Raw genomic sequence first — 24,285 nt, forward strand, 5'->3', positions numbered from 1 at the left:
CTCCTCATTTCTCCTATCATGTATTAGGCAGTTTCTGCTTTGTTGACTTCCTGGTTATTCTTTAAAATATGAGATATAACATCTACAGTCCAACCGTTGCCAAGCATTTTGTATCTTTGGGTATCACTAATCCCTCGGGTATAGTTATCTGGTAGGGTTTGAAGTCTTTCGCATTCTACAGGTGTCAATTTTCTTATATAACCCTCTATTAAAATACCGTGCTTATCTTGTGCTGTTAATGTATAGAACTTCCTTCCATCGTTGAACCTTTGTCCATTTTGTCTTTTATTGATTCTGTCTGGAGTAATACAGCCAAATAAGTACTGTCCCATTTTAGCAGCTCCACCACCTGCCTCTCCACATAGAGTTACTGCTTTATTGTGTATATAGTAAACTCTATTTGCTTGACTATCCTTTCTGAAATAACCAACCTTTCCTTTCTGTACCTCTTTATCTAATATCTGCAGAGTCTTATCAAACGGAACCATATATTTTTCTAACCTTTGATAAAAACAGTTATAAGGTACTCCTTTATGCATATTGGCTGTTAATGTAAATGATTTTTTATCTTCATATTGCAAATAATTTTCTAATCTACAATCACCGGCTTGACCCCATTTTCCATTACCTTTAAGCATGTAGTCTGTAGCTTTATCAGATAGAGCATATTTACACTCAATGCATTCATTTTCTAAAATTATATCTCTTAGCAATATCCCTTTATCTTCTGGTTGCTCTATGCCTGGTATATTAGTCCAATAAAGTCTTTTTCTGTTCTGTGCAGATACTAACGCAGAGTTTATTTCTATCGGTTTAACTCCTAGGTATTTGCTGATAATATCTTGATACTCTTTTTTCATTCTGACATTTTCTAGTAAAAAATATTTTGGTTTAACCTCATCCAACAATCTCACAAATTCAAAGAACAATCTACTTCTTGGGTCTATGAAGTTCAACTGTTTTCCTGCAAAACTGAACCCTTGGCATGGACTTCCACCAATCAATATATCTATCTTAGGAAGGTTCCCCCCCCTCACATTAACTACATCACCTAATTGCATAGTGTCTGGATAATTCTTTTGTGCTATCTTAATTGCATTTTTATCTATTTCACTAGCGTAGTAATTATCTATTTTAATTCCTGCTCTTTCTAATGCCACTCTTCCACAACTTATTCCATCGAACAAACTTAGTATATTCATAATTATTAACCCTCGCTTTTTGTGATTTCTTTTCCTCCTACTATTACCATGCACCAGCCATATCTTGTATTAACTAATTCATAAACTTGGCCACATTCACATTTATAAAACTCTCTTTTCTTGGGTGTATACAGTTTTTCTCTTCCACAGATTTTGCATATGAAGTGAGTTGGTATCATAACTTTTCTACATCCTCTGGAGTAAGTCCAAGTCCTTCATATAAACCTTTTGCCACTCTTCCCATTCTTTTATCTCCAAACCCGAAATCCCTTCTCATTACCTTTTCAAATTCATCTACTGTAAATTTTATAGCGTCTAGTGCTGCTTTCTTTTTGATTTCCTCTATCTCTTCAACGGTTAGTTTATGGACCCTTCTTCTCTGTTGCCTATTCAACATCACCATCTCCCATTTAAAGTAGTTTATATCTTAATATCCTGTAGAAATAATAAAGCATTCTAGGTCTAAATATATATTCATACTTCATGTATACTATTTGACTGTTCCTTACCATCTTTATTTCTGATGGTTTCTTTCTTCCAAATAAATAAATTACTATCTTCCCATAGTCGTCACAGTATGGAATTCCTATTATATCTACTAGCACTTTATAACCTCTTGATTTCCAATATGTCCTTATCTCTTTGACTGTTAAATATCTCTCCATAACTTATCTCCCACCGTACTTATCCATCATATAATTTAGTATAAAAGCCATACTAACCCAACTTAGAACTGCTCCTATGAATAATCCTGCAACAAACTTAGTCATTTTTTTACTCCTCCTATATATTCTACTGAATATATGTACTTGTCCCATACCTCTACATATCTGTTTTTCTTTAGTTCCTCCGAGACTATTTTTATCTTTTCTTTAAAGGTTTTATAAGGTATTAGTTCAATTACCACTTGAGGCTCACCCTCCTTTAATCCTCCAATCTTTCATCCAGCCTCTCTAGCTTATATATCTTATTAGCTCTTACTAGGCTTTCTATTCCGAATAGAAGTTTCATCTGCTCCAACATTATCTCTACATCAGCTATCTCTTCTGCTATGTTTCCAGTGACTTTATTTCCTCTAAGTGCCTTGCATAATTCTTTCTGCAGTTCTGACATTTCTTCGAATACCATTGTTATTTGTGCCTCTTGGCCCCAGGTCTCCAGGGCCTTTTTATAAACTTCTTTTTTATTTATCAGCCTCTCTTGTTTTAACCAGGCTATGCACTCTTCTTTAGTGTTGAACTCTTCTACCCAGACATCTCCTGTCGAGTTATCTATTCCTACATGGTAATCTCTATCTATTTCATAAAATAGACCTATAGGCAATCCTGTCTCAATAATTTCACTAGCCTCTTCCCTAGTTATTTGCTTAATCATTCTGATTGCCTCCCTTGTCCATATGAGACATTCTTCCGACATCTACTCCGTGATATGATAGCAGGTCCATCGCCTGTTCATTTGTAAACCCTGCTTGTCTTAATGAGTCATAGTACATTTTCATTTGTGTAGCTGTTACCTGGCATAACTGTAGGAACTCTGGCAATATACTCCTTTGCTCTTTTATGGCCATTTCTAATTGAAGTTTCTTAAATAAATCCATTGTAATCCTCCTATTTATATTTTTTATTGGTCCTTATGTCTTTTAGCTCTATCCGTCCTATAAGTTCTAAGTCTCTGTCTTTTAGAATGTTTTTTATCTCCTGGATTGTGTCGTGGACCTGTTTTTTTCTAGCTTTTTTATCAGCCTTTTCAATAGAGTTTTCTTTTTCTATTACCTTGGCCAGCGTCGGATCATAACAACCCGATGCATTCTTCCAGTATCTGTCCACCTTGTCCCCTCCTATTTAAACAACTGTTTTCCCTCTGACAGTTCCTTTTTTCTGTGGAGTCTTGAGTGTTCTCCTCTTTTCATTAGTCTTAAATTTTCAATTCTGTTATCTAGCTTGTTTCCGTTTATGTGATGAACAACCTCATCCTTGTTTAACTCTCTTCCGATATGATCTTGCATGACTTTTATGTGTTCTTTTATGGACTTATTTCCATCTAGATATATGACTTTATAACCATTCTCTAGCCAGTAACCATCTCTTTTCATCATTCCAGATGTTTTTCTAAATTCATTAACACACTCAACACTGCAAAATTCATTTCTAGTTGTTTCAAATTCTTCGCCACAATTTTTACACTTTACTTTTTCTCTGTCCCTCTTGTCTAGACCCATACATTTTTGAGAGCAGTATTTGATTGGTCCTGCTTGTTTTTCCCTGCTTTTTATAACACTCTCTAGTAGATAGAATTCTTTATTGCAATATTTGCATGCTAGTTTTACTCTGTCTTTTTTTCTGATATCCTTACTGGCATTGTTTGCACATTTATGGCTGCAGTATTTTTTGACCCAACTCTTATACTTATATTCTTTTTCTTTGCCACAGTGCTGACATATTCCAATGTGCATATTTTCACCCCTTAATAAATTTCTTTTATCGTTAAATCTGGGTAGTTGTACTCAAACATTTTCTTTTTAATCCTATAGACTTGAGTCTTGAAATATTTAGATGACTTAATGTCTATCACTTCTGTGGTTCCGTCTAAATGATCTACAACGAAGTCTGCATAGTATGTAATAGGTCTATACTTTTGGTTGTTTTTTTCGAAACCTTCTTGCAATTCAAATTTTTGTTGTAGGCCAAAGTCCTTTATCTCTCCAGCTTGCTTTAGTAGCTTAAGTTGGCAATAATATTCTACCTCTTTTTTACTGTCAAATTTGATACCGTCTACTACTGTCTTCTGGTTATTGTACTTACTTTTTCTTTGACTTTGTGGCTCTACTGGTAGTCCCTTTTTCTTTCCTATGAACTCCTGGTACTGCTCTTCCGTCCACCTCATTGAATTCCTCCTTAGCTTGTTTCATCGCTTCGTAATATTTCAATCCTGGATTAGTTCTAAGTAGTTCGGCAGCTCTATCGATAACATTATTACTCATATAATTTCGCCTCCAGATTATATTCTTTTTCTTCTGTCTTCTCCGTTCATGGTTATTCCCATGGTCATTTCGTGTAATCTGCTTACTATAGCTCCTGCAGTTTCATAGTTGCTTTTCCTGGCCAACCTGTCCACTAGGTTTTCATCATCATAGTTTGTGGTTACTATGGTCGGTAGACAGCTTTCATACCTGTCATTTATGATGTCGTATAGCATCGTAGCTGCCCAATCGCTACAGTATTCTTTCCCTAGATCATCTATTACCAAGAGATCTACTTCCTTATAAACCTGCAGTATTTGATATTCGCTGACGTTCCTATCCTTGTCGTACGTTTTTCTTATTTGTGCCAGCAAGTCTATTGCTGTCATGCATATTACTGGAGTTCCTTTATTTATTAGGTCCAGTGCTATCGATACTGCAAGGTGGGTTTTCCCTGTTCCAAATCCTCCAGAGAAATATATTCCTTCGCCTGTTTCTTTAAATCTCTGGAAGTTTTCTGCATAAAGTTTTGAGTTTTTATATGCATCTTTATTACCTTGATCTATCTCAAAATTTTCAAATGTTCTGTTTTTAAATCTCTTCTTGATTCCGCTGTTTCCTAGTAATTTTTCTATTCTTTCTCTCTTTTTTCTACTTTCTTCTTCTAGTCGTTCTCTTTCGGCTATTTCCTGTTGTTTATTGTCGTACCTTTCCCAGTAGTCCGTGGCTTTCTTGCATGTGCACCTCTCATGACTTATCCAAGCTACCACCCTGTCCATCATCGGCATTACTACACCTTTCTGATATAGGTCTTTTCCGCAATATTTACATCGCTTTGGTGGTTCTGGATCCTTTGAATATTTGTAGCCTCTTTCCTGGATTTCTTTTGATGTAAATATAGTGTCCTGGTTACTCTGTTTCTCCTGGGATTCTGAATCCTCGCATTCCACTTGATTTATTTTGTGGTGTTGGTTCTGGTTGTACAGGCCTATTATGTTGCTTATCGCCTCCACTCTTCATCATCTCCTCTCGCCTTTTTTCGTTTTCTTGGTATTGTGTTAATGTTTTTATTCCATCGTTGAACCAGTTCCGCATGATTCCTTTCGCATATCTCCATTTATCAGATGGTTTTTTGTTCTGCAGCTCCTTTTCAGATATGTCTATAGCCTCCATAAGTAGTTGATCTTCCATTCCGTCATCAAGGTAAGTTTTTATACTTTCTATGTCCATTGGGCTTGGCATCGGGATTAAGGTTTGTATCTTTCTGTATATGTTCATCTTAGGCAATTCTTCTTTTCGGGGTTTTGCATGGGGGTTTTTTGGGGGTTGTTCATTTGAATTTTCTATATCGATATCCGGATCATCATCTATTAGGTGCTCTTCTACTTCCTCTGGGTAATAGCCCTCTACGAAAGGTATTATCCTGTATTGTGCTGCTTTACTGCCTTTTCCAGGGACCACCTCTATTCTTCCTAGTTTTTCAAGGTTGTCTCTCGCAGCATATATTGCATCTCTTTTAAGTCCTGTTTTCGATTCCAGTGTTGAGATTGGTGTTGATATCCACTTTACCCACCCAGCTGTGCATGCTAGATGCATCAGTGTGTGCCACAACAATATCTCTTTTGCCTTAAGATGATTAGTCTCCTTCCAGATATAAAATTGTCCTATTTCGATCTCCATATTTAGTTTCTGCCTCTCTTGCATGCCCTCAACCCCCTATTAGAACACTTTCTTGCTGATGTCTATTTCTAGTCCTTTTCTGCCTATACACACCGGCCTCCCTGTAGATCTCTCTATTTCTTCTCTGAATAAATTCTCGTCGCTGTTTTGGCTGCTTAGGTGTATAATTACAATGTTTTTGGTGTTGCTCAAGTCGCTGCTTTTTAAAAATTCTTTTACGTTCTCTAGCTCGAAGTGAGATTTTGTTATTCTGTTTTTGAGACATTCCGGAACCAGGCCTTTTTCAATGTTTTCTTGCAGAATTTCTTTTTTATAATTGCATTCGGCCATAATGTGGTCTAGTCCCTTGAATTTGTATTTACAGTAATATGAGTCTGTTATGAATAATAACTTTCCCATGTCTTGGTGCTGGATCAAGAACCCTAGTGGCTCCTCTGCATCGTGCTGTGTATCGAACGGAAGGATCGTAAACCCTCCGATTTTTATTTTTTCATGTGCTTTTATTGCTTTTAACCTGTAATTTTCATTTAATCCTAGTGCTCGCATTGTCCCTTTGCTGGTGTATACATCTATCCCATTTTTGTTCAGTTGTTCTATGCTTTTGCTATGATCCTTATGTTCGTGAGTTACTAGGCAGCCCACGACTTTTCTGGTGTCATAACCAAGGCCCTCCTGGATTTTCTTGAATGTCAATCCACACTCCAAGATTAATGTCTCCTCTTTATTTTCAAGCAAGTAGCAGTTTCCAGAGCTGCTACTTGCTATCACCTTGAGTCTCATTAAAATCCTGGATCCTCGTATAAGTCTTTTACACTTTGCTGTTTTCCGGCATTGTGTTGTCCTTGGTTTCTATTTTGGGATCCAGCTGCTGTTCTTTGGCTTTCATCTTTTCTAGGTTGTTTTTGGTTGTTTTCTTCTGTTATCTCATCTTCCTCTATGTCGATTACCTGGCTATTGGCATTTTGTTGTATCTCTTCGGCCACTTCTACCTCTACAGAGTTGGTCTCCTTTACGATTCCTTGCTCATCGTCAGTGTACATAGCTCCTAGGTTATCTGGGAATGCCTCCCTTAGTGCTTGCACCAGTGCTGTTTTTCTTATCATGGTCTTAGGCATGGCCTTCCAAGTTGCTTGCCCTTTATTGAATTCATCTATGTTTATCTTCGTGATGTATGGGTATTTTTTATCCTTCACATATACCTCTGCCCACCCTCCTAGGAGTTGGTCTCCTGGTAGGCTAAAACTCCCCTCTAGTTCTAGCGTTTCTTCTCCTCTTTGGACTATGATTCCGGCTCTTATTCCATCAAATTTTGGGTGATCGAATGCCCTCTTCATGTATGCCTCTTTACTCGTGATTAGCTGTGCTGGTGCTCCCTTAAACTTTACTAGGTATGCCTCGTTTAGGAAGGGGTTTAGTTTTTGATACTTGCACAGGTTGATGAACATTACTATTTCCTGCTCCGATACCGTGTCGTTACCTCTGGTGAGATAATTTTTCACCATCCCACCTGTCAACTTTACCTCTTGACCATTAACCTCGTAAACTACCGGTTTGTTTAAAATCTCGCTTGACATATACATTCTCCTTTTCTATTTTATTGAGCTTTTCCTAAACTCTCCTTGGCCATCTTAAATAGCATGTCTATCTTTTTTTCTGCTGCAATCATCGAGTATATAGCTATGTCAATTTCCATTTCAGTTGCAGCATGGTCCAGTCGGTTCTTGGCCAGCTCCATCTCTGACTTTGCCTCTTCTATGCTGTCGGCTATATCTTTTCTGATAATACTGACTATCACTTTTTAGCCTCCTTCTTAACTTTCGGCCTCTATCCTTAGGCTCTTGTGCTTGGTTACTTTGAGGTTTATTAGCTGTGAGTCGGTATCTATTAGGTCGTTGACACTTTCTCGATTATCTATGAATATCGGTGTGTAGGTGTCGTAGTGTCTGCACAGGCTGTTGATTACATCCAGTCCTGCATTGACCTGTCCTGCTGTGTTGGCATTGTCGAATGGCACTCCGTCTACCAGCACATCGCACGTTTCATCTAGTGCTCCGTTTATCTGCTTTTTGAAGAGTCGGAAGGATACCTTTTCAAATTTCTCGTTGATGCTTTGCTCTATGATCTCTGCTTTGGTGTTGATGAATTGGTCCGCTATGTTCTCCTTCTGTTCGATTTCATTTATCTGTTGTGATAGCTCCTTTTCCTCTTCCATTAAGGCTTTTATTTTTTCCTTGGTTTCCTGGTTAATCTCTTCCTGGTGTAGTTCTCTTTCTTTTCCCTTGAGTTCTGACTCCATCTCTTCTTTCTTTCTCTTGAGATCTTTTAGTGTAGCATCATGGTCTCTGTTCTTGATTTCGTTTTCAAGCTTGTTTATTTTCTCGGTTAGCTTCTGGTACTCTTGGTTTCCTGCTAGCAGACTGTTGATGTCGGTTTTTTCTTTGGTGCCTAGCATGCTTTCTCTTTCTCTTATAGTGGTATTTACTGTTTCTGCTTGTCCTTGAAGTTTATCCAGCCTGCTTTTGGCCTGTTCCAATTCTTTTTGGTATTCCTCTACTTCCTTGGATATGGACTGTCCTTCCTCTCTTAATTTCTTGAGTCTATCTACCTGGTGAGCTTTGAAGTTTTCTTCCATTTCAGCTATCTTGCTTTCAACTTCTTCCTCTGGGAATGATCTTTTGCAAGTCGGGCAGGCTTTTATTCTATCGTCTATGTTTAACTCTCTAGCCGCCTCTTCCTTGTAGTCGTTCCTTAGCTTTTCTAGAGTTTTTCTGTATTTATCAATGTTCTTTTCAAGGGACTCTATGGTTCTGATCTCGCTCTTAATTTCCGGCTGCAGTTCTCTTAGTTTTATCTGCAGTTCTCTTATTTCGCTCTTGGTTTCTTGGTCTGGGTCCTTCATCCCACTCTGCAGTTCATGCTCTATTTCTTTTCTCCTAGTTTTCATTTTGAAGAGCTCGTCCTGCTTTTTTAGTTGCTCTTCCCCCAGTTTAGTTGCATCTAGCATTTGTTCTTCTGTAGCCTTGATTCCACTTCTGATAAAGTTGCATCTAAATTCTATGGCAGTTTTATCTATTTCTTTGATGGTTCCGTTCAGTGTTTCTATTTTTACAGGTATATTTTCTCGTTGCTTGTTGAGTTCTCTCCTCTGGTAGCTTAGAGATTTTTTTAGCTCCTCTATTGTTTTATCTTCTAGGTCCTCTTCTATCGCCCTTAGGCTTGGGTTTGCTAAGAATACATTCTCGTTGGTTATGTCTCCTCCTGTTAGAGAAAATAGTGTACCTCTTCGCTCTTTCCAGCTTAGTTGCTGTGAAAAATAGTGCGGGTCTGTTAGTAGTTGGAATATTTTCTCGTCCACCAGCTGTCCGATTTTCTTCTCGTACTCCGATTTCTTGACCGGTATGTCGTTAATTACTCTTTCTATTTCATGTCCGGTGAATGTTGTTTGATCCTCTCCTCTTTTCTTGGTCCATACTTCCTTGTAGGTCTTTTTGAGCTTTAGTGGCCTTCCGTCTATTTTGAAGTGACCTTCTACAGTGTGATCCAGTCCGTGGATCTGTTCACCATCTTCTAGGGTTTTTATTTCAAATTGTGCCCTGCCCTTGCTGTCCTTTTCTAATAGTAGCCAGGTGAATGCATCTACCACCGTTGTTTTACCGGTTCCATTTTCACCACATATGGTGGTTGCTATCGGATGGAAGTCGATGTCCTGCTCTCTGATCCCCTTAAAATTCCTAATTTTCAATTTTTCTAAGATAAATTTCATGCTCTTAGCCTCCTCATTGATATTGAATTAATATATTCTCTGAATGTGTTCTGCTCGTAAATTTCAGCTGTAACTATCGCTAGGTATCTTTTGTCGTAGGTCGTGTTGTACAATTTACTCTGCCATGCCAGTTTATGCTTTGCATAATCGCATGCCTCTTTGTACTCCTCTGGAACCACTTTGTATCCTAATATCGCCTCTACTTCTTTGGTTAAGCTATCCTTTTCATTTTCAGCCACCTGTGATATAATGGCTGTATCAATAATTTTGTTTGTGGCCTTTAGCACCTTGTTGTGCTGGAGGCCCTTTCTTTTTTCTCCCATTCTTCATCCCCCTTGAATACGTCTTTTATCTCCACCAGCATGTCCTTGGTTTCATCAAATACCATTACTATGATTATCATTAGCGGTATGATCAAGATCTCTCCACCGTATGCTTTGTATCCTCTTTCTATCGTCGCTGCTTTATGAGCTATAGGTGTTAATATCGCACCCAATATTGCAGCTGCTATATAAAGTTTTTTCATGAGCCTCTTTCCTTTCTAAGCCTCTTTGGATTCTTCTATAAAATCCATAGCCTCTTGTTTTGTGTCGAATTCATCGATGTAAAGATCGTATTTTTCATACTCTCCAGCTTTATCATCTGGCTTAGCCTCTCTAGCCTCTACAGCTCCACTGTCATAAAATATGGTTGTTACCGCATATTTCCCATTGGCATTCTTCTTCACTTTAATCTCCTCCTATTATTTAGTACCAGTTTCCATCTGGTGTGTAGTGCAGCCATTCTCCATTCTTGAATACTACCTTTAGATTTCTTCCCATTGACTTTACACTCACAGGTGTCCAGCCTTCCTTGTATTCGTTCCCCACTCCACCTAGGTGTCTTTTATGTGTATTGAGGAACGATTCTTTCTGCTCTGGTGAAAGTTTATTGAACCCTTTCACACCTTTCATCCTTGATCACCCCCTTTTCATAAAATTTGTTTTTTAGTTCATTGAGTTTTTCATCTATGTTATGTGGTGTAATACCGAATTCTTTTTCCATATATTCCACAAGGTCTGTAGCCTGGCTTTTTGTAGCTGCACTCATATGCATGTCCCCCTTTTAGGTAGCTATTTATTTGTTGTGGATAGAATTGTTGATTCTGTTAATAACCTCATCCGTTAGTTCGCTTTTAAAAAAAATCTTTACATCTTCTCCCAGTGCATCAGCAATAATTTTAAGTCTTTCCACATCTAGCGATACCGCACCGTTGCCTATATGCCTGTACCCTTGAAGGGACAAACCAAGCTTATCGGCTATATACTTTTTTGTCACTCCTTTAGCGACTCTAATGAGCTCTACATTTTCGTGTACCTTTCTCTCTTGTATCATAGTTTTCACTCCTCTCTGCTAACGAATTTGGTTATTTGATTATCTTCATTATACTAACCATAACCGTTAGTGTCAACAGTTTTTTTATAATTTATTCTCAAATTCCGTTATTTTAGTTACTTATTCCGTTATTCTTGATATAATTATTAAAAAGGAGGTGTGCTCAAATGAAGGATAAGAAGGAGTTTGGTCAGAGACTAAAGGATTGTAGAAAAAATGTAAATCTTACTCAAAAAGAATTAGCTGCAACAATAGGTGTATCAGCTCAAGTTATTTCAAATTGGGAACGTGGTTATACCACTGGGGTTGATACAGATGTTTTGTTCAGCCTTTCAGAGACACTAAATTGTAGTGTCGATTACTTACTGGGGAAAAATCAAATATCCAATGCATTAAACTCACCAAAGCAAACTATAGCAATCCCTATCCTCGGTGTCATAAAAGCCGGAGAACCAATAATCGCTATAGAAAACGTAGAAGGCTACGAATATGTCGATGCCAATGAAACTAAAGGCGGTGAGTTTTTTTATTTACGTGTTAATGGAGACAGCATGATCAATGCAAGGATATTTGATGGAGATCTGGTTTATGTGAGAAAACAATCAGATGTGGATAGTGGGGATGTTGCTGTTGTTCTTGTAAATGGCTATGAGGCTACCCTTAAGAGAGTTCTCAAAACCGATGACTCTATAATACTCCAGCCAGAAAACCCCAAGTACAAACCAATGGTTTTTGGTAGAAAGGAGATTGAGTCTGGTTACATAGAGATTGTTGGTAAGGTTATTCATGTAAAATTTAAAATTTAGGGAGGTTTTAAAAATGGGTGCAAAAAATAAAGTTATCGCAGGTGAGTATAAAGGAAAATCATTAGCTGCTGCTCTGGGGACTGTTATAATATCTACCACTTTCACTAAGTCATTGGTGTTAGACAATACTACCGTCGATGCAGTCGAAGTCGTTACTGACGAACACAGAAAGAGTGCTGCAAGTGGTGTTGCTCGTGGATTAGTAGGAGGAGCACTCTTGGGTCCAGTAGGAATGTTGGCTGGAGGTTTATCTGCTAAAAGCAAAGGCATTTATACTCTAGCTATTCGTTTCAAAGATGGAAAAGAAAGTTTAGTCGAAGTCGATGATAAGATCTATAAAGCTCTTCTCCAAAAGTGTTTTTAGTCCAATTATATCTATCTTATCTATCTATTAGTATATATATTAGATTAATAGATTAGATAGATATATAAGTTCGGAGTTTGTGTGGGATTTGTGTCGGTGTGAACGATACTAATTTTGTTAATGCACCAACCAAAATTTGATTAAGTCATTGAAAATACTGGTTTTGTTAGAGTCGAAAATCTAATAAATTAGCTTTATTTTTGTGTGGGATTTGTGTGGTAGTTTGTGTGGGGCTGTTTTACTTAGTGTCGGAGTTAGTGTCGGTGTGAACGATACTAACTATTTATATCGTGGTTTGTGTCGGTATAAACGACACAAATATTATTATATTTTTATTTTGTATAGGGATTTGTGTCGGTGTGAACGATACTAATTTTGTTAAGAAAGGGTGATCGTATGCTTGGTAAATTTAAAGATATTTTCAGTTCCAAAGAAAACATAGAGATTAGACCAGTACTTGCTGGCGACACTATCCGCATTGCTTTTTTTATCAACGGACAGGAGTTGCTTTGGGATAATCTTTCCGATAAAGAACAGAAAAGGTATTCCAGATTGATCGATAAGAAATACGGTAGAGATCCAGTCCCATTAGAAAAGTTTTCGCCTAGAGTTGGGGCCAAAGCAACTCATGAAGAATACCATGGTGAAGGTATTGACTTTTTAATAGATGCTTTGAAAGATTGGGAAGAATGTCCAGAATCTCATCCTGCTCTTGAAGAATGGTTCCAGGATGGCTGTCCAGAAATTGCTAAAAAGAAATCCAAGGAAAAACTGGATTTCGATGTTTATTATCCAATATTTGAAGAGGCTAGAGAATTAAAAAGTAGCGATATTGTTGCTGCGGTAGAAAAGTATGTTTTTATTTTAAATAACTATAAGCCTATTGGATCTCTTTATTATACAGAACCTGCAGAGTTATTCTGTAGACTTTGTCGTTATGATGAGGCTGTGTTTTGCATAGGTTTGGCCAGAGAAAATATAAGGTCAATCCATGAGAATGAACAAAGTCTTGTTCTTTATGATCTTCCTAAAATTATCGAGGACATCGAGCTCCAGAGAAAGATATTTATCGAAGTTCAGCCTCTGGTTAAAAATGATCCTGGTATTGTTCAAACTGAAATATATAAAAACATAGATTTTAATCCAGATAAAATAAGAATGGTTATTTATAACATGGCCAATTCTGGTTTTTTAAAAAGAGAAAAGCATAAGACGAGCTATAAATTATATCCAACAAGCAAAGAAACTGCAAAAGATTTTGTAATCGGTTTTTAGACGAGAGGTGATTTTTTTGGAAAAAGCTGCTTTATACATAAGGGTAAGTACCCATCATCAAATTGATAAAGACTCCCTGCCCTTTCAAAAAAAGGAGCTTATCAATTATTCGAAATATGTGCTAGGTATAGATGAATACGAAATATTTGAGGATGCTGGTTATTCTGGTAAGAATACAGATCGTCCAAAGTTCCAGGAGATGATGAGTAGGATCCGTGCCGGGGAATTCACTCATGTTTTAGTTTGGAAAATTGATCGTGTTTCCAGGAACCTTCGTGATTTCACAGAAATGTACGATGAAATAAAAAAATACAATGTCACTTTTATTTCTAAAAACGAACAGTTCGATACCTCCACTGCTATGGGTGAGGCTATGCTTAAAATTATCCTGGTATTTGCAGAGCTAGAACGAAAGCTCACAGCAGAAAGAGTTTATTCCATTATGCTTTCAAGGGCAGAAAAAGGTTTGTGGAATGGAGCACCTGTGCCTTTAGGGTATGATTTTGACGAAGAATTGAAATTTGCTGTTGTAAATGAAGAAGAGGCCAAAATAGTAAAGTTTATTTTCGATACCTATGAGGAAGTAAGGTCCACCGGAGAAGTAAAGCATCGTCTAGAGGCTAATGGTATTCGAACTAAAAGAAATGGCCACTGGACTACTAAAACAATAGCTGATATCATAAGGAATCCTTTTTATATCGGTACCTATAGGTACAACTACAGGTATACTCCTCATGGCAAAATTCGACCAGAGTCCGAATGGGTAGTCGTGGAAGATAATCACCCTGCGATTGTGTCGAAGGATCAATTTGAAAAGCTTAATAAAATAATGGATTCTAATGCTCACGGAAGAGGTACCGATAGAACAAAAGAAAATCATATTCATGTTTTTAAAGGTCTGATTAGCTGCAGTAAGTGTAATAAAAATTATATTGCATCTATCGATCGTCCTAGGTCTGACGGATACAAACCTTCTGTTTACCGGTGTTATAATTATGTTCATAACAAAAAACAGTACAGGACATGCAATGGTGGTATTGGCGAGGTAAAACTTGGCCCATTTGTAATTAATTATATAACTAACCTAATTAAAGCTAATGAGTTTATTTCTGCCTATGGATCCAAAGGAACAGAAAAAGAAGTTGAAAAAATATTATTAAAAGGATCCTCTTTTAAGGATGTTGCCGGTATAATTCCCCAGGATCTAAAACATACTTATGAGATTTTATTAAAAAGTACAGGAGACATTCTTTTTGATAGTATCGAGGAGTCTAAAGAAATTGAACAGGATACGGAGCTTGAGTCTTTGAAATCTGAAAAGAAGAAGATTGAAAGAGCTCTTCAAAGGCTAGAAGATTTGTATCTATTCTCGGAGGATAGTATGTCTGAAAAGAATTACCTGGTGAAAAAACAAGAGCTTGAGAAGAGAATTAATTCTATAAACGACAAAATAAAAAAGAGGTCCCAGGAATACTCCAGGAACCTTCCAGGCCATGACTTAAGTTTTATAAAAAAGGCCACTCAATATCTATTGGCTCATAATTTATATAATGATCGAGCTATTAATTATAACAAGATTGTAAAAATGATAGATAAGAAATTACTACAAGATTTCATGCAATGCGTAATTAAGAAAATAATCGTAGAGGAAGATAAAACAATTTCATCTATTGAATTTGTTAATGGTCTTTCCCATAGGTTTATATACAGAAAGTGAGATGGGAAATATTAAATACATCTCACTGCATTCATTTGACAACCGTAAGTAACGATCATCACTTTTTTTTGTCTTCCGGTTGTCCTATATAGCTCCTTATTTTTATGGGAAACTTCTTCTATAATCTCCTGTTGTCTTTGAAGATCTAGTGAATTAATTTCATAGTTTTTTTCTCTCTTCAAACTTACTTCCTCCTTGTACTAAAACAACTTTTGCATCTATTCTGATTTCCTTCTTTCTTGATTATAGATATACGCTTTAAAGCTTAAATTTTAATATCCACGGTTTACAGTTTCCCTCCTAGTGTATTAAAATTCGTAGGCATGTATCTATAAGTATATTATAACCTAATTTAGAGGATAAAAAAAGCACAGGGCTAAATTACCCTGTTATCAAGAAAAAATTTATACAAATATAGGTATTTTTATATAAATTCTATATCACTTTGACAAAATTGATTTAAGGGTATAACCACAATGCTCTGATCCTTTCGCTGAACATACACGTTGATATTGCTCTGGTCAAAGACTACACTACCTGCTCCATGGTCAAAGGTAACAATTTTCCCTTCCATAGAAGTAGGAGGATTGCTCTGAAATTTTTGACCAGTAAAATAATCAAAGATTCTTTTAGAAAGGGTAAAAAACAAATCGATATCGACTTCATAGAGGTGATCTTCTTTAATCCTATTAATTGTATACAAAGCATTATAGCGTTTACCTATAGTATAGAAGGTATAAAGGTCTGCAAGATAAATAACCCGTGATAATAACGGAATATTTTTACCTATAAGCCCTCTAGGGTAGCCTGAACCGTCATATTTTTCATGATGATGTAATATGCCTTTTAACATATCCCTGGTTATAAATGAACACTTTGTCAATAGGCGCTGACTGTAAATTGCATGTTGATAATATTCATTCATATTTTCTTGTTGCCATTGTTCTCTATACCTTTTGTCTTCCGGCAAGTTCAATATCCCTATATCCGCCAACATGGCTGTAATATATAATTCTTCCCTTTTTTCTTGGTTCCAACCCATCCATTTTCCTATCATATAGGCGGTTAAGGCAGTACTGTAGTTATGAAAAAAGAGAGAATCATCTACCCTTTTTATCTTTTCTATTAACTGAGGAACATTGACGAAGGTATTCATTACCTCCATGCTTTTTCTTAAATCTTCTTCTATAGAGGATGCTTCAGAAACATCAGCACTGTTAAATAACAACAGCATTTTTTCAGTAATATTCTTTTTTGAATCCGGTATTAACTTATCAACAAAGTCTGCTTCTTGTTTATCAGGAATATCTAATACTTTTGAGTAAGCTTGCAGCAAAAACTTCTCTTTATTTTCTTCATCAGTCTCTTCCTGCTTTTCTGCTACATTGCCCTGTATGATGTCTTCAAAGAGTTTAGTCGCTTCAAGCCTTTTTTCATCTATTTCTTCAATCTTTACAAGGATACTTTCTATATTGTATCGTTCCAAAATCCGCTGAACTTTTTCCAGGGTATGTTGGTCTTTAACACAATAGCCTTCTTTTACTAAAATATTTGTATTATTTACAATAATATCTTTAGCAATCGTCATCCCTTCTTTCAAGGCTGCTACAGGCACAGTTATTTCCTTTACCGAAACAGTTTTATAGGTACCACTTCCCATCGTTATTCCCCCTTCTAGTACGATATATTCCCCACCCTTTTTCGTTTAAAAATTAAAACTTCTCTTCTATATCTCTAAAAAATTTAAGTAAATCCTATTTATTAAGTTTTCACAACCGCATTATAGATGCGCGCTTCTAAAGTTAAATTTTAATATACACGGTCTACGGTTTCGCCCCAAAACCGTGGGCTGCAAATGTAGCCCTTAGTATATTAAAATTTAAGGGCGCACATCTATAGATCATTGCACAATTTAAAGTAAATCGTTATATTATTATCGGTTTAATCAACTGGTTTCTATAGGATAAAATAATAAAATAAGCCAATAATCCTATTTTTTTGAGATAACGTGAACTCATACATCGGAGGATAATTTTTTCATCCTCCTAAGGTTACATCTTGTTTATCATACCATTCCAAGGCTTCATATAAATGTTCCGCTTTAAAATCTGGCCAATAATCATTGATAACATAAAAGTCTGAATAGACTGATTGTACAGGCAAAAAACCACTTAGTCGACGCCTTCCTCCCCATCGAATAATGAGATCAATTCTGGATATATCTGAAGAGTATAAACTTTGTATCAAATTATTTTTATTTGTAGAGACATTTTCAGGGGTTTTTGATAAGTCCCAATGCCATCCATAGTTCACCAAGAAATTCACTTTTGTAGAAGCTTTTCCAAAGTTTCTTCTACTTGTATAGGACTCAAGCTCTTTAGGAAATAAAGGTGAACTTGTATTACCAAGTACTAGTAAAGAAGCATCTTCATTGCAAAGCATTTCTACTGCACCAACGCAGGCTTTTCTAAAAGCTGTGGTTTGAACAGCTGGTCTTTTTGTATTGTCCATTGTAAAACCATAGTAAGTTAACTCTTTAATACCAATTTCTTGGCAAAGCTTAAATAATTCTAGTCCCGGCCTAAGTCCCCTATCATAGCCATCCTCTTTAGGCAATCCCTTACCTTCCGCCCATCTTCTATTACCGTCTGGAATAATTCCAATATGTACTGGAATTCTCATGTTTATGCCCTCCTATTTTAAATAAATGTATCTTCCATTATTAACATCTTCAGTCATAATCATTCAAATCATATTGTTTATCCTCTAGAAAAAAATATTTCAATATTCTATAAATTGAAACGTAAAGGTTTTCATTGTTTAATTTTTTGAATATGTGTTATTATATAATTGTAAGAATAAATTAAATATATAGGAGGTATATATATGAATTTATCAAAGCGTATTACAGCTATGCAAGAATCTCCAATAAGAAAACTTGTGCCTTATGCTGAAGCTGCCAAAGCCAAAGGAAAATATGTTTACCATTTAAACATTGGCCAGCCTGATATTGAAACCCCCTCATCTTTTATGGAATCAATTCGCAACTTTGAGGGGAAAGTATTAGCCTATTCCTTCTCCCAAGGAATACCTGAATTAATTCGAGCAATTATTCACTATTATAAAAAATACGACATGCATTATGAAGAAGATGAGATTCTTATTACCAATGGAGGTTCTGAAGCTCTTTTATTCGCTATCATTGCTATAGCAGATGCTGGAGATGAAATACTGGTCCCTGAGCCTTTTTACACTAATTACAATGGATTCAGTTCTGCTGTAGACGTTAAAGTTTCTCCTATTACCTGTAAAGCAGAGGATGGTTTTCACTTACCATCGAAGAAAAGTATTGAAGATTTAATCAATCCAAGAACCAAGGGTATTATGCTATCTAACCCTGGTAATCCTACTGGCGTTGTTTATACAAAAGAAGAGATAGAAATGTTAGCAGCCTTGGCAAAAGAATACAATTTATTTATTATTGCCGATGAAGTATATAGAGAGTTTGTTTATGATGGTTTAGGGTATACAAGTTTTGGTAACATACCAATGATTCAAGATAGAGTAATTATTGTTGATAGCGTATCAAAAAGATATAGTGCTTGCGGTGCCCGGATTGGTTCCATTGCCAGCAAAAACAAAGAATTAATTGCACAGGTTTTAAAACTCTGTCAAGGAAGATTATGTGTTCCTATTTTAGAACAGATAGGTTCTGTAGAATTATACAAAACTTCTGAAGAATATTTTCAGATCGTTAATAAAGAATACCAAAAACGTAGAGATATCGTATATGATGCACTAAATAATATGCCAGGTGTATTATGCAAAAAGCCAACGGGAGCTTTTTATGTTGCTGCAAAGTTACCGGTAGACGATGCAGAAAAGTTTGTCGTTTGGATGCTGAAGGATTTCCACGTAGAGGGCAGCACAGTTATGTTGGCACCTGCTGAAGGTTTTTATGCTACTCCAGGCTTAGGTAAAGATGAAGTTAGAATCGCCTATATATTAAATGAAAATGATCTTAAAAAGGCTATGAATGTACTTAAATTAGCATTGCAAAACTATCCAAATAAAACAATCTAACCAATTGCTTTTAGAAAACTATAAATGTGCGCCCCTAAATTTTAATATACTAAGGGCTACATTTGCAGCCCACGGTTTTGGGGAGAAACCGTAGACCGTGTATATTAAAATTTAATTTTAGAAGCGCACATCTATAAAACATGGGAAAGTAGATGGAACTTTGGTAGCAAAAAAATTAAAGCTTGGATGAATTCCAAGCTTTAATTTTTGCCGCCAAATATTTTTTTTAAAATAGATTTTTTCTTGTGTTCTTCTCTTTTTATTCTGTCTTTCAACTCTGCTAATTCATAGGACTTTTCCTTTATTTGCATTTTTAGCTTTGCATTTTCGCAAATTAAAATATCCTTCTCCTGATTTACCATTTCATTTTTTAATTCATCAATTTTTTCTGATAAGGCTTCAATTTCTTTTCTATAGTCTAACTGTTGAATAGATAACAAGGTTTGATTTAGTAGATTTTGAAATTCCTCCTGTATCAAAGCTCCGTTGCTTTCAATAGCATATTGAAGATAATCGTTGTTAGATACAGCGATTTCCTGTAAAACATTATCTCCACCATTCATAATGATTTCAGGAGATTTTAACAGCTGTTTAATTTGCTTATTTGTTAACCCTTTATCCTGTAGTATTTTAATGTTGCGAAGCTCCTCTAGCTCCTTATAGGTAAAATACCTTCTATTCCCCTCATCTCTTGGAATTTCCAGTTCGAATTCCTTTTCATAGTATCTTATAACATGGGGCTTAAAACCAATGATATCTGAAATTTCTTTTATAGAATATACTTCATTTATAACCTCCACATTTCCACCTCCTGATAGAGTTCTTCCATATCCACAAGGAAATTTCCTTTTAAAAATTCAAAGTTTCGTCATACAAATTCGGCCAATCTGCTCTAAAAAAATAAAAATGCAGACAAAAAAAGACATGGAACTCATGTCTTTTTCTATTTACTATTATATTTCGATAGGATTTTTAAGTATATGCACTGTCAGTTCAATCGCTTCTTTTACATCTGATAAGAAGACCATTTCACAATTACTATGAAGGTATCTACAGGGAATAGACAATACACCGGAGGGTACACCACTCCTGGTTAAGTGAATTGCTCCAGAGTCAGTACCACCAAATTCTAATATTTCTAATTGATAAGGAATATTGTTTTTTTCTGCCTGTTTCACCATATAATCTTTCACCTTTGGATGACATAAAATAGAGTTATCCTTTACCTTAATGGCTGGTCCTTTGCCTAGTTCTACTGCCATAGATTTTGCTTTAGGGGTATCTCCAGTCGCAGTGACATCAAAGGCTATAGCCATATCTGGTGCTATATCATAAGCTGCTGTTCTAGCGCCTCTTGTGCCTACTTCCTCCTGCACCGTAAATACGAAATATAGATCATTTTCAGTAGTAGACAGCTTTTTTAACGCCTCTATCATCACAAAACAGCCAATTCTATCGTCAACAGCTTGAGACATTACTTTTTTATCATCATAAAGTGCTGCTGTGTAATATACAGCCATGTCGCCTATGGAAACTTTGGTTTCAGCTTCTTCTTTACTGGAAGCACCAATATCAATAAACAGTTTTTCTAGTTTAAAGTCCTTTAGATCATCAATTTTCTCACTACCAATTACCCCTATTGTTCCATTTTGAAAAATTACTCTTTGGGACAGACTGATGGTTGGAGAAATACCGCCAACATTTGTAAATCTTAAAAATCCTTTGTCATCAATATAAGTAACCATCAGGCCAATTTGATCCATGTGACCCGCCAGCATAATTTTTTTACCATTACCTTTTTTTCTAACGATTAAATTCCCCAACACATCTACTCTTATTTCATCTACATAATCTTTTATTTGCCCCTTTATGAAAGTACATATTCTCTCCTCATTACCTGCTGGAGAGTAGATTTCTAACATTTCCTTTAATAATGCTGTATTTATCACTAAATGATACCTCCTTTGCTAATCTCTTCAATATATTTGGCAACCAGATCTTTTGTATACTCTAAATCCTTCTTACTTAAAACAGATATAGGTGAATGAATATATCTACAAGGTACAGCGATGGACACACAAGGGGTACCACCCTTTGCTAAGTGGAATCTTCCTGCGTCATTACCTCCAAAAGCTGCCTTGCGATATTGCCATGGTATATTATATTTTCTAGCAGTATCAATGATTGTATCTATATATTTTTTATTGTAAATAGAGGATTGATCCATAATAGAAATAGCTGGCCCTTGATCCAGTTCCGTCACTTGTAAATGGGGTTCTATCTCTGCAACATCAGAACATGTGGTTCCCTCTAATACCACCACTAGATTCGCATCAACTTGATTCGCTGCAACTTCAGCTCCTCTTAATCCTATTTCCTCTTGTACAGTAAAAACCCCTATGATATTGACAGGTAGTTGTTTTTTTAATAGATCTATCAAAACATAACAGCCTACTCTATTATCCAATGCCTTTGCTTTTACTCTATTTTCTCCAAACTCCATATATTCACTATGAAAGTGAATATAGTCACCAATTGAAACATGTTTTTCTGTTTCATCTTTACTTTTTGCACCAATATCAATATATAAATCATCAATTTTCAATGCCTTCTGTCGTTCTTCCGGTTTTTGCATATGAATGGCCTTTGCTCCAATCACCCCAGGAATATTTCTTTCTCCGATTAAGACTACTTTAGATACCAAAATCCTGCTATCTATTCCTCCTACTGGAGCAAATCGAATCAAGCCGCTATCCTCTATTCCCTTTACCATCAGCCCTACTTCATCCATATGTGCTGTAACCACAATATTATACGGGGAATTAGGGGCCTTTTTTTCTACAATCACATTGCCCATTCTATCGACTTTTACTGTATCGACAACATCCTTTACTTCTTCCAGTACAATACTACGAACTTCTCCTTCATTGCCAGATCCACCCAAGGCACTTGTTAATTTTTTTAATAGCATAACCATTCCTCCATATCTACCTCATTTAAAGAAACAATAAGCTTCGCCAATAGCTTTCCTGTCTTTTCAATATCCGATAGGCTGATGGTTTCAACAGAAGTGTGCATATATCTTAAGGGGATGGATAAAAGACCAGTGGCAATGCCTTCCCTGGATATCTGTATAGATCTGGCATCTGTGCCAGTGACCCCAGGTTCAACTTCTATTTGATAATCTATATAGTTGTCTTTTGCAACTTCTTTTAATTTTTTAAATACTTTAGGATGAATATTAGGTCCCATTGCAATACCAGGGCCCTTCGCCATTTCTATTGTATCAAATTTATTTAATTCTGGTGTTTTTCCAAAACCTACATCAATAGCTATACCAAGATCTGGGTTAATTTCATAAGTAGAAACGATAGCCCCTCTAGTCCCTACCTCTTCTTGTACAGTAGCTACACAGTAAACATCTATATCATGTTTTAAACTCTGCAGCTCCTTTAAACATATATATAAAGCTGCTACCCCTGCTCGATCATCTAATGATTTTCCTGCTACCCAATCATTTAATAGAAAGGTGAGACTTCTTTTAAAGGTAATGATATCACCTACCCTTATCAACTCATCTACTTTTTCTTTTGACAAACCTACATCGATTACCAAGTCCTCCATTTTATAAGCTTTGCTTCTCTCCTGCTCTGTTGTTAAATGAGGAGGCTTTACGCCAATCACCCCATAGACCTTTTCTTTACCGTGAATGATCACCTCTTGACATAATAGGGTTCTTTGATCGATGCCACCGATATTTGTAAATTTAATAAATCCCTTGTCATCAATTTCTTTTACCATCAAACCTATTTCATCCATATGCGCCGCCAACATAATTTTTTTATTACCATTACCTGTTCCTTTTTTTAAGCATAATAAGTTTCCAAATTCATCCATATGTATTTCATCCGTAAAAGAATCAAAATACTTTTTCACCACTTCCGCAGTTTCCATCTCATACCCTGAAACACCAGCAGTTTCGGAAAGTTTTTGTACGAATTCCTTTAATTCCATCTATAGACATCCTCTCTCTCTAATTTAAGGGGTTTTTGAGTAAAAAAAAGTTCTCAAAGGAGTAAGTTTATATCGATGTGGTAAAATAATTTGCTCGGTACTTCCAACAAACAGTACACCATTATTATTTAACGAATCGTAAAATTTATGATACATTTCATTTTTTGTTTCCTCTGTAAAATAAATCATTACATTTCTACATATAATTAAATCACAATTATCTGGATAAGGACTTTCTAAAAGATTATGTTTATTAAAAGTAACGGTATTTTTTATATTTTCTGATATCTTGTAGCTTTCTGCAACTTTATCAAAGTATTTATCAATAAATTCTTTAGGAAGGTTTTCTAAACTTTTCTTTGAATAGATTCCTATGTTTGCTTTACTCAAAGCCCCTTCATCAATATCTGTAGCGATTATACGAATATCCTTTAAGGGTAAAAATTTTGTCAAAAGCATAGCTAAGGAGTAGGGCTCTTCTCCAGTAGAGCAGGCAGCACTCCACATTTTTAATTTGTTTTTTGTTTTAAATAAATTTGGTAGAATTTCTTTTTCTAGGGTTTCCCATTGTTGTGGATTTCTATAAAATTCTGATACATTTATGGTTAAATAATTGATAAATTCCTCCAGTAGTTTGGTATTGGTGTTCAGAGCTTCAAAGTACTTATCGTAAGAAGTAAAATTATTGCGGTTAATAAGAGACTCTATCCTTCTTTTCATCTGTCTCTCTTTATAACAAGACAAATTGATACCGACTTTTTTATAAATCTTTTCTTTGAAGATATTATAGCCCTCCATCTATTTTCCTCCCCTTGTTATCATATTCTTAACTGCTAAAAATCAACCCTATATTTTTACCATAGACTAGTTTCATTATCAATTATTGGAAATAAAATGAGACTTAATTTAGGGAGAGTTTTTACTCCCCCTGAATTATAGACGAATTTATTTCAAGGATGTAATGCTTGACCTCCCACTTGCATAAGTAAGTGACCTAAATCTTTGATCTGGTGTTAGTCACTTAGTTTGTTCAGCTAGAAGTGGATGT

35 protein-coding genes are annotated in these 24,285 nt (G+C 35.9%); 5 read left to right on the forward strand and 30 right to left on the reverse strand.

Annotation, left to right across the window (positions count from 1 at the left end; genetic code table 11):
* Nucleotides 1-23: 23 nt before the first annotated feature.
* From dcm to BJL90_RS16055, 22 genes are all read right to left on the reverse strand, one after another.
* The gene (dcm, locus tag BJL90_RS15965; protein WP_070970231.1) at nt 24-1,202 is read right to left on the reverse strand and encodes a DNA (cytosine-5-)-methyltransferase; all 1,179 of its coding nucleotides are present in this window, start codon (nt 1,200-1,202) and stop codon (nt 24-26) included.
* Between the two features lie 175 nt (nt 1,203-1,377).
* The gene (locus BJL90_RS15970) at nt 1,378-1,596 is read right to left on the reverse strand and encodes a hypothetical protein (RefSeq protein ID WP_156778823.1); all 219 of its coding nucleotides are present in this window, start codon (nt 1,594-1,596) and stop codon (nt 1,378-1,380) included.
* A gap of 16 nt (nt 1,597-1,612) precedes the next feature.
* Nucleotides 1,613-1,867: a hypothetical protein gene (locus tag BJL90_RS15975; protein ID WP_070970237.1), complete on the reverse strand. Its 255-nt coding sequence runs from the start codon at nt 1,865-1,867 to the stop codon at nt 1,613-1,615.
* Nucleotides 1,868-1,968: 101 nt separating this feature from the next.
* Nucleotides 1,969-2,109: a hypothetical protein gene (locus BJL90_RS22100; RefSeq protein WP_156778824.1), complete on the reverse strand. Its 141-nt coding sequence runs from the start codon at nt 2,107-2,109 to the stop codon at nt 1,969-1,971.
* 17 nt (nt 2,110-2,126) lie between these two features.
* Nucleotides 2,127-2,576, reverse strand: a complete 450-nt coding sequence (locus BJL90_RS22590; protein ID WP_205684245.1) for a nucleoside triphosphate pyrophosphohydrolase family protein — start codon at nt 2,574-2,576, stop codon at nt 2,127-2,129.
* Nucleotides 2,569-2,799 carry a hypothetical protein gene (locus tag BJL90_RS15985; protein ID WP_070970240.1) on the reverse strand — a complete coding sequence of 77 codons (231 nt, stop codon included), beginning with the start codon at nt 2,797-2,799 and terminating at the stop codon, nt 2,569-2,571. Before BJL90_RS15985 ends, BJL90_RS22590 begins: the two co-directional genes overlap by 8 nt.
* Before the next feature lie 10 nt (nt 2,800-2,809).
* Nucleotides 2,810-3,028 (reverse strand): hypothetical protein, encoded by a 219-nt coding sequence (locus tag BJL90_RS15990; RefSeq protein WP_070970243.1) that lies wholly within the window; start codon nt 3,026-3,028, stop codon nt 2,810-2,812.
* 11 nt (nt 3,029-3,039) lie between these two features.
* Nucleotides 3,040-3,654, reverse strand: a complete 615-nt coding sequence (locus BJL90_RS15995; protein ID WP_070970246.1) for an HNH endonuclease signature motif containing protein — start codon at nt 3,652-3,654, stop codon at nt 3,040-3,042.
* Between the two features lie 11 nt (nt 3,655-3,665).
* Entirely contained in the window at nt 3,666-4,085 is a 420-nt protein-coding gene (locus BJL90_RS16000) for a DUF1064 domain-containing protein (protein ID WP_070970249.1), read from the reverse strand.
* Nucleotides 4,000-4,182, reverse strand: a complete 183-nt coding sequence (locus BJL90_RS22440) for a hypothetical protein (protein WP_169824231.1) — start codon at nt 4,180-4,182, stop codon at nt 4,000-4,002. Before BJL90_RS22440 ends, BJL90_RS16000 begins: the two co-directional genes overlap by 86 nt.
* A 17-nt stretch (nt 4,183-4,199) precedes the next feature.
* Nucleotides 4,200-5,174, reverse strand: coding sequence for an ATP-binding protein (locus tag BJL90_RS16005; RefSeq protein WP_156894496.1), 975 nt, complete (start codon nt 5,172-5,174; stop codon nt 4,200-4,202).
* On the reverse strand, nt 5,071-5,841 hold the full coding sequence (locus BJL90_RS16010) for a DnaD domain-containing protein (protein WP_169824232.1): 771 nt from the start codon (nt 5,839-5,841) through the stop codon (nt 5,071-5,073). The genes BJL90_RS16005 and BJL90_RS16010 overlap by 104 nt, the downstream gene beginning before the upstream one ends.
* A gap of 39 nt (nt 5,842-5,880) precedes the next feature.
* The gene (locus tag BJL90_RS16015) at nt 5,881-6,609 is read right to left on the reverse strand and encodes an MBL fold metallo-hydrolase (protein ID WP_335617802.1); all 729 of its coding nucleotides are present in this window, start codon (nt 6,607-6,609) and stop codon (nt 5,881-5,883) included.
* A gap of 11 nt (nt 6,610-6,620) precedes the next feature.
* On the reverse strand, nt 6,621-7,415 hold the full coding sequence (bet, locus tag BJL90_RS16020; RefSeq protein WP_070970258.1) for a phage recombination protein Bet: 795 nt from the start codon (nt 7,413-7,415) through the stop codon (nt 6,621-6,623).
* Nucleotides 7,416-7,435: 20 nt separating this feature from the next.
* A complete protein-coding gene (locus tag BJL90_RS16025; RefSeq protein ID WP_070970262.1) occupies nt 7,436-7,636 on the reverse strand; it encodes a hypothetical protein in 201 nt (66 codons plus the stop codon).
* 15 nt (nt 7,637-7,651) lie between these two features.
* Entirely contained in the window at nt 7,652-9,604 is a 1,953-nt protein-coding gene (locus BJL90_RS16030; RefSeq protein ID WP_070970265.1) for an AAA family ATPase, read from the reverse strand.
* The gene (locus BJL90_RS16035; protein WP_070970268.1) at nt 9,601-9,927 is read right to left on the reverse strand and encodes a hypothetical protein; all 327 of its coding nucleotides are present in this window, start codon (nt 9,925-9,927) and stop codon (nt 9,601-9,603) included. The genes BJL90_RS16030 and BJL90_RS16035 overlap by 4 nt, the downstream gene beginning before the upstream one ends.
* Nucleotides 9,885-10,130 (reverse strand): hypothetical protein, encoded by a 246-nt coding sequence (locus BJL90_RS16040; protein ID WP_070970271.1) that lies wholly within the window; start codon nt 10,128-10,130, stop codon nt 9,885-9,887. Before BJL90_RS16040 ends, BJL90_RS16035 begins: the two co-directional genes overlap by 43 nt.
* Nucleotides 10,131-10,145: 15 nt before the next feature.
* Nucleotides 10,146-10,331: a hypothetical protein gene (locus BJL90_RS16045; RefSeq protein WP_070970274.1), complete on the reverse strand. Its 186-nt coding sequence runs from the start codon at nt 10,329-10,331 to the stop codon at nt 10,146-10,148.
* A gap of 19 nt (nt 10,332-10,350) precedes the next feature.
* A complete protein-coding gene (locus BJL90_RS16050) occupies nt 10,351-10,557 on the reverse strand; it encodes a hypothetical protein (protein WP_070970278.1) in 207 nt (68 codons plus the stop codon).
* On the reverse strand, nt 10,532-10,693 hold the full coding sequence (locus tag BJL90_RS22105) for a hypothetical protein (RefSeq protein WP_156778826.1): 162 nt from the start codon (nt 10,691-10,693) through the stop codon (nt 10,532-10,534). The genes BJL90_RS16050 and BJL90_RS22105 overlap by 26 nt, the downstream gene beginning before the upstream one ends.
* A 27-nt stretch (nt 10,694-10,720) precedes the next feature.
* Complete coding sequence (locus tag BJL90_RS16055; protein ID WP_070970281.1) at nt 10,721-10,978, reverse strand: helix-turn-helix domain-containing protein; 258 nt, start codon at nt 10,976-10,978, stop codon at nt 10,721-10,723.
* Nucleotides 10,979-11,145: 167 nt separating this feature from the next.
* Between BJL90_RS16055 and lexA the strand changes: the two genes are divergently transcribed.
* The 4 genes from lexA (at nt 11,146) to BJL90_RS16075 (ending at nt 15,140) form a co-directional block, all read left to right on the forward strand.
* The gene (gene lexA, locus BJL90_RS16060; protein WP_070970284.1) at nt 11,146-11,784 is read left to right on the forward strand and encodes a transcriptional repressor LexA; all 639 of its coding nucleotides are present in this window, start codon (nt 11,146-11,148) and stop codon (nt 11,782-11,784) included.
* A 13-nt stretch (nt 11,785-11,797) separates the two neighbouring features.
* The gene (locus BJL90_RS16065; protein WP_070970287.1) at nt 11,798-12,148 is read left to right on the forward strand and encodes a hypothetical protein; all 351 of its coding nucleotides are present in this window, start codon (nt 11,798-11,800) and stop codon (nt 12,146-12,148) included.
* 396 nt (nt 12,149-12,544) lie between these two features.
* Nucleotides 12,545-13,423 carry a hypothetical protein gene (locus BJL90_RS16070; RefSeq protein WP_070970290.1) on the forward strand — a complete coding sequence of 293 codons (879 nt, stop codon included), beginning with the start codon at nt 12,545-12,547 and terminating at the stop codon, nt 13,421-13,423.
* Nucleotides 13,424-13,430: 7 nt separating this feature from the next.
* Nucleotides 13,431-15,140, forward strand: coding sequence for a recombinase family protein (locus tag BJL90_RS16075; RefSeq protein ID WP_236904938.1), 1,710 nt, complete (start codon nt 13,431-13,433; stop codon nt 15,138-15,140).
* Nucleotides 15,141-15,151: 11 nt separating this feature from the next.
* On the opposite strand, the gene BJL90_RS22110 is transcribed toward BJL90_RS16075, so the two are convergent.
* From BJL90_RS22110 to BJL90_RS16085, 3 genes are all read right to left on the reverse strand, one after another.
* Nucleotides 15,152-15,322: a hypothetical protein gene (locus BJL90_RS22110; RefSeq protein WP_156778827.1), complete on the reverse strand. Its 171-nt coding sequence runs from the start codon at nt 15,320-15,322 to the stop codon at nt 15,152-15,154.
* Nucleotides 15,323-15,564: 242 nt separating this feature from the next.
* Nucleotides 15,565-16,800, reverse strand: coding sequence for an HD-GYP domain-containing protein (locus tag BJL90_RS16080; RefSeq protein WP_070970295.1), 1,236 nt, complete (start codon nt 16,798-16,800; stop codon nt 15,565-15,567).
* A 377-nt stretch (nt 16,801-17,177) separates the two neighbouring features.
* On the reverse strand, nt 17,178-17,822 hold the full coding sequence (locus BJL90_RS16085) for an undecaprenyl diphosphate synthase family protein (protein WP_070970297.1): 645 nt from the start codon (nt 17,820-17,822) through the stop codon (nt 17,178-17,180).
* Between the two features lie 204 nt (nt 17,823-18,026).
* Between BJL90_RS16085 and BJL90_RS16090 the strand changes: the two genes are divergently transcribed.
* Nucleotides 18,027-19,223: a pyridoxal phosphate-dependent aminotransferase gene (locus tag BJL90_RS16090; RefSeq protein ID WP_070970300.1), complete on the forward strand. Its 1,197-nt coding sequence runs from the start codon at nt 18,027-18,029 to the stop codon at nt 19,221-19,223.
* 200 nt (nt 19,224-19,423) lie between these two features.
* Here BJL90_RS16090 and BJL90_RS16095 read toward each other — a convergent pair whose 3' ends face one another.
* The 5 genes from BJL90_RS16095 to BJL90_RS16115 form a co-directional block, all read right to left on the reverse strand.
* The gene (locus BJL90_RS16095; protein ID WP_070970302.1) at nt 19,424-20,023 is read right to left on the reverse strand and encodes a MerR family transcriptional regulator; all 600 of its coding nucleotides are present in this window, start codon (nt 20,021-20,023) and stop codon (nt 19,424-19,426) included.
* Between the two features lie 153 nt (nt 20,024-20,176).
* On the reverse strand, nt 20,177-21,172 hold the full coding sequence (locus BJL90_RS16100) for a M42 family metallopeptidase (RefSeq protein WP_472234747.1): 996 nt from the start codon (nt 21,170-21,172) through the stop codon (nt 20,177-20,179).
* Nucleotides 21,172-22,194 carry a M42 family metallopeptidase gene (locus tag BJL90_RS16105; RefSeq protein ID WP_070970306.1) on the reverse strand — a complete coding sequence of 341 codons (1,023 nt, stop codon included), beginning with the start codon at nt 22,192-22,194 and terminating at the stop codon, nt 21,172-21,174. The genes BJL90_RS16100 and BJL90_RS16105 overlap by 1 nt, the downstream gene beginning before the upstream one ends.
* On the reverse strand, nt 22,185-23,237 hold the full coding sequence (locus BJL90_RS16110) for a M42 family metallopeptidase (RefSeq protein WP_070970309.1): 1,053 nt from the start codon (nt 23,235-23,237) through the stop codon (nt 22,185-22,187). The genes BJL90_RS16105 and BJL90_RS16110 overlap by 10 nt, the downstream gene beginning before the upstream one ends.
* A 24-nt stretch (nt 23,238-23,261) precedes the next feature.
* Nucleotides 23,262-24,035: a CheR family methyltransferase gene (locus BJL90_RS16115; protein ID WP_070970312.1), complete on the reverse strand. Its 774-nt coding sequence runs from the start codon at nt 24,033-24,035 to the stop codon at nt 23,262-23,264.
* Nucleotides 24,036-24,285: the final 250 nt, after the last annotated feature.

Source organism: Clostridium formicaceticum, assembly GCF_001854185.1.
In the GTDB taxonomy this organism is placed as follows: domain Bacteria; phylum Bacillota; class Clostridia; order Peptostreptococcales; family Natronincolaceae; genus Andreesenella; species Andreesenella formicacetica.

What these genes read in the sequence shown, in the direction of transcription:
- BJL90_RS16105 (WP_070970306.1), bottom strand. Translation starts at nt 22,194, where the DNA reads ATGCTATTAAAAAAATTAACAAGTGCCTTGGGTGGATCTGGCAATGAA.
- BJL90_RS15985 (WP_070970240.1), bottom strand. Translation starts at nt 2,799, where the DNA reads ATGGATTTATTTAAGAAACTTCAATTAGAAATGGCCATAAAAGAGCAA.
- BJL90_RS16035 (WP_070970268.1), bottom strand. Translation starts at nt 9,927, where the DNA reads ATGGGAGAAAAAAGAAAGGGCCTCCAGCACAACAAGGTGCTAAAGGCC.
- BJL90_RS16050 (WP_070970278.1), bottom strand. Translation starts at nt 10,557, where the DNA reads ATGAAAGGTGTGAAAGGGTTCAATAAACTTTCACCAGAGCAGAAAGAA.
- BJL90_RS16085 (WP_070970297.1), bottom strand. Translation starts at nt 17,822, where the DNA reads ATGAGAATTCCAGTACATATTGGAATTATTCCAGACGGTAATAGAAGA.
- BJL90_RS16110 (WP_070970309.1), bottom strand. Translation starts at nt 23,237, where the DNA reads ATGGAATTAAAGGAATTCGTACAAAAACTTTCCGAAACTGCTGGTGTT.
- BJL90_RS22105 (WP_156778826.1), bottom strand. Translation starts at nt 10,693, where the DNA reads ATGAGTGCAGCTACAAAAAGCCAGGCTACAGACCTTGTGGAATATATG.
- BJL90_RS16090 (WP_070970300.1), top strand. Translation starts at nt 18,027, where the DNA reads ATGAATTTATCAAAGCGTATTACAGCTATGCAAGAATCTCCAATAAGA.
- BJL90_RS16055 (WP_070970281.1), bottom strand. Translation starts at nt 10,978, where the DNA reads ATGATACAAGAGAGAAAGGTACACGAAAATGTAGAGCTCATTAGAGTC.
- BJL90_RS22590 (WP_205684245.1), bottom strand. Translation starts at nt 2,576, where the DNA reads ATGATTAAGCAAATAACTAGGGAAGAGGCTAGTGAAATTATTGAGACA.
- bet (WP_070970258.1), bottom strand. Translation starts at nt 7,415, where the DNA reads ATGTCAAGCGAGATTTTAAACAAACCGGTAGTTTACGAGGTTAATGGT.
- BJL90_RS15995 (WP_070970246.1), bottom strand. Translation starts at nt 3,654, where the DNA reads ATGCACATTGGAATATGTCAGCACTGTGGCAAAGAAAAAGAATATAAG.
- BJL90_RS16010 (WP_169824232.1), bottom strand. Translation starts at nt 5,841, where the DNA reads ATGGAGATCGAAATAGGACAATTTTATATCTGGAAGGAGACTAATCAT.
- dcm (WP_070970231.1), bottom strand. Translation starts at nt 1,202, where the DNA reads ATGAATATACTAAGTTTGTTCGATGGAATAAGTTGTGGAAGAGTGGCA.
- BJL90_RS16115 (WP_070970312.1), bottom strand. Translation starts at nt 24,035, where the DNA reads ATGGAGGGCTATAATATCTTCAAAGAAAAGATTTATAAAAAAGTCGGT.
- BJL90_RS15975 (WP_070970237.1), bottom strand. Translation starts at nt 1,867, where the DNA reads ATGGAGAGATATTTAACAGTCAAAGAGATAAGGACATATTGGAAATCA.
- BJL90_RS16000 (WP_070970249.1), bottom strand. Translation starts at nt 4,085, where the DNA reads ATGAGGTGGACGGAAGAGCAGTACCAGGAGTTCATAGGAAAGAAAAAG.
- BJL90_RS16070 (WP_070970290.1), top strand. Translation starts at nt 12,545, where the DNA reads ATGCTTGGTAAATTTAAAGATATTTTCAGTTCCAAAGAAAACATAGAG.
- BJL90_RS16080 (WP_070970295.1), bottom strand. Translation starts at nt 16,800, where the DNA reads ATGGGAAGTGGTACCTATAAAACTGTTTCGGTAAAGGAAATAACTGTG.
- BJL90_RS16030 (WP_070970265.1), bottom strand. Translation starts at nt 9,604, where the DNA reads ATGAAATTTATCTTAGAAAAATTGAAAATTAGGAATTTTAAGGGGATC.
- BJL90_RS22440 (WP_169824231.1), bottom strand. Translation starts at nt 4,182, where the DNA reads ATGAGTAATAATGTTATCGATAGAGCTGCCGAACTACTTAGAACTAAT.
- BJL90_RS16065 (WP_070970287.1), top strand. Translation starts at nt 11,798, where the DNA reads ATGGGTGCAAAAAATAAAGTTATCGCAGGTGAGTATAAAGGAAAATCA.
- BJL90_RS16040 (WP_070970271.1), bottom strand. Translation starts at nt 10,130, where the DNA reads ATGAAAAAACTTTATATAGCAGCTGCAATATTGGGTGCGATATTAACA.
- lexA (WP_070970284.1), top strand. Translation starts at nt 11,146, where the DNA reads ATGAAGGATAAGAAGGAGTTTGGTCAGAGACTAAAGGATTGTAGAAAA.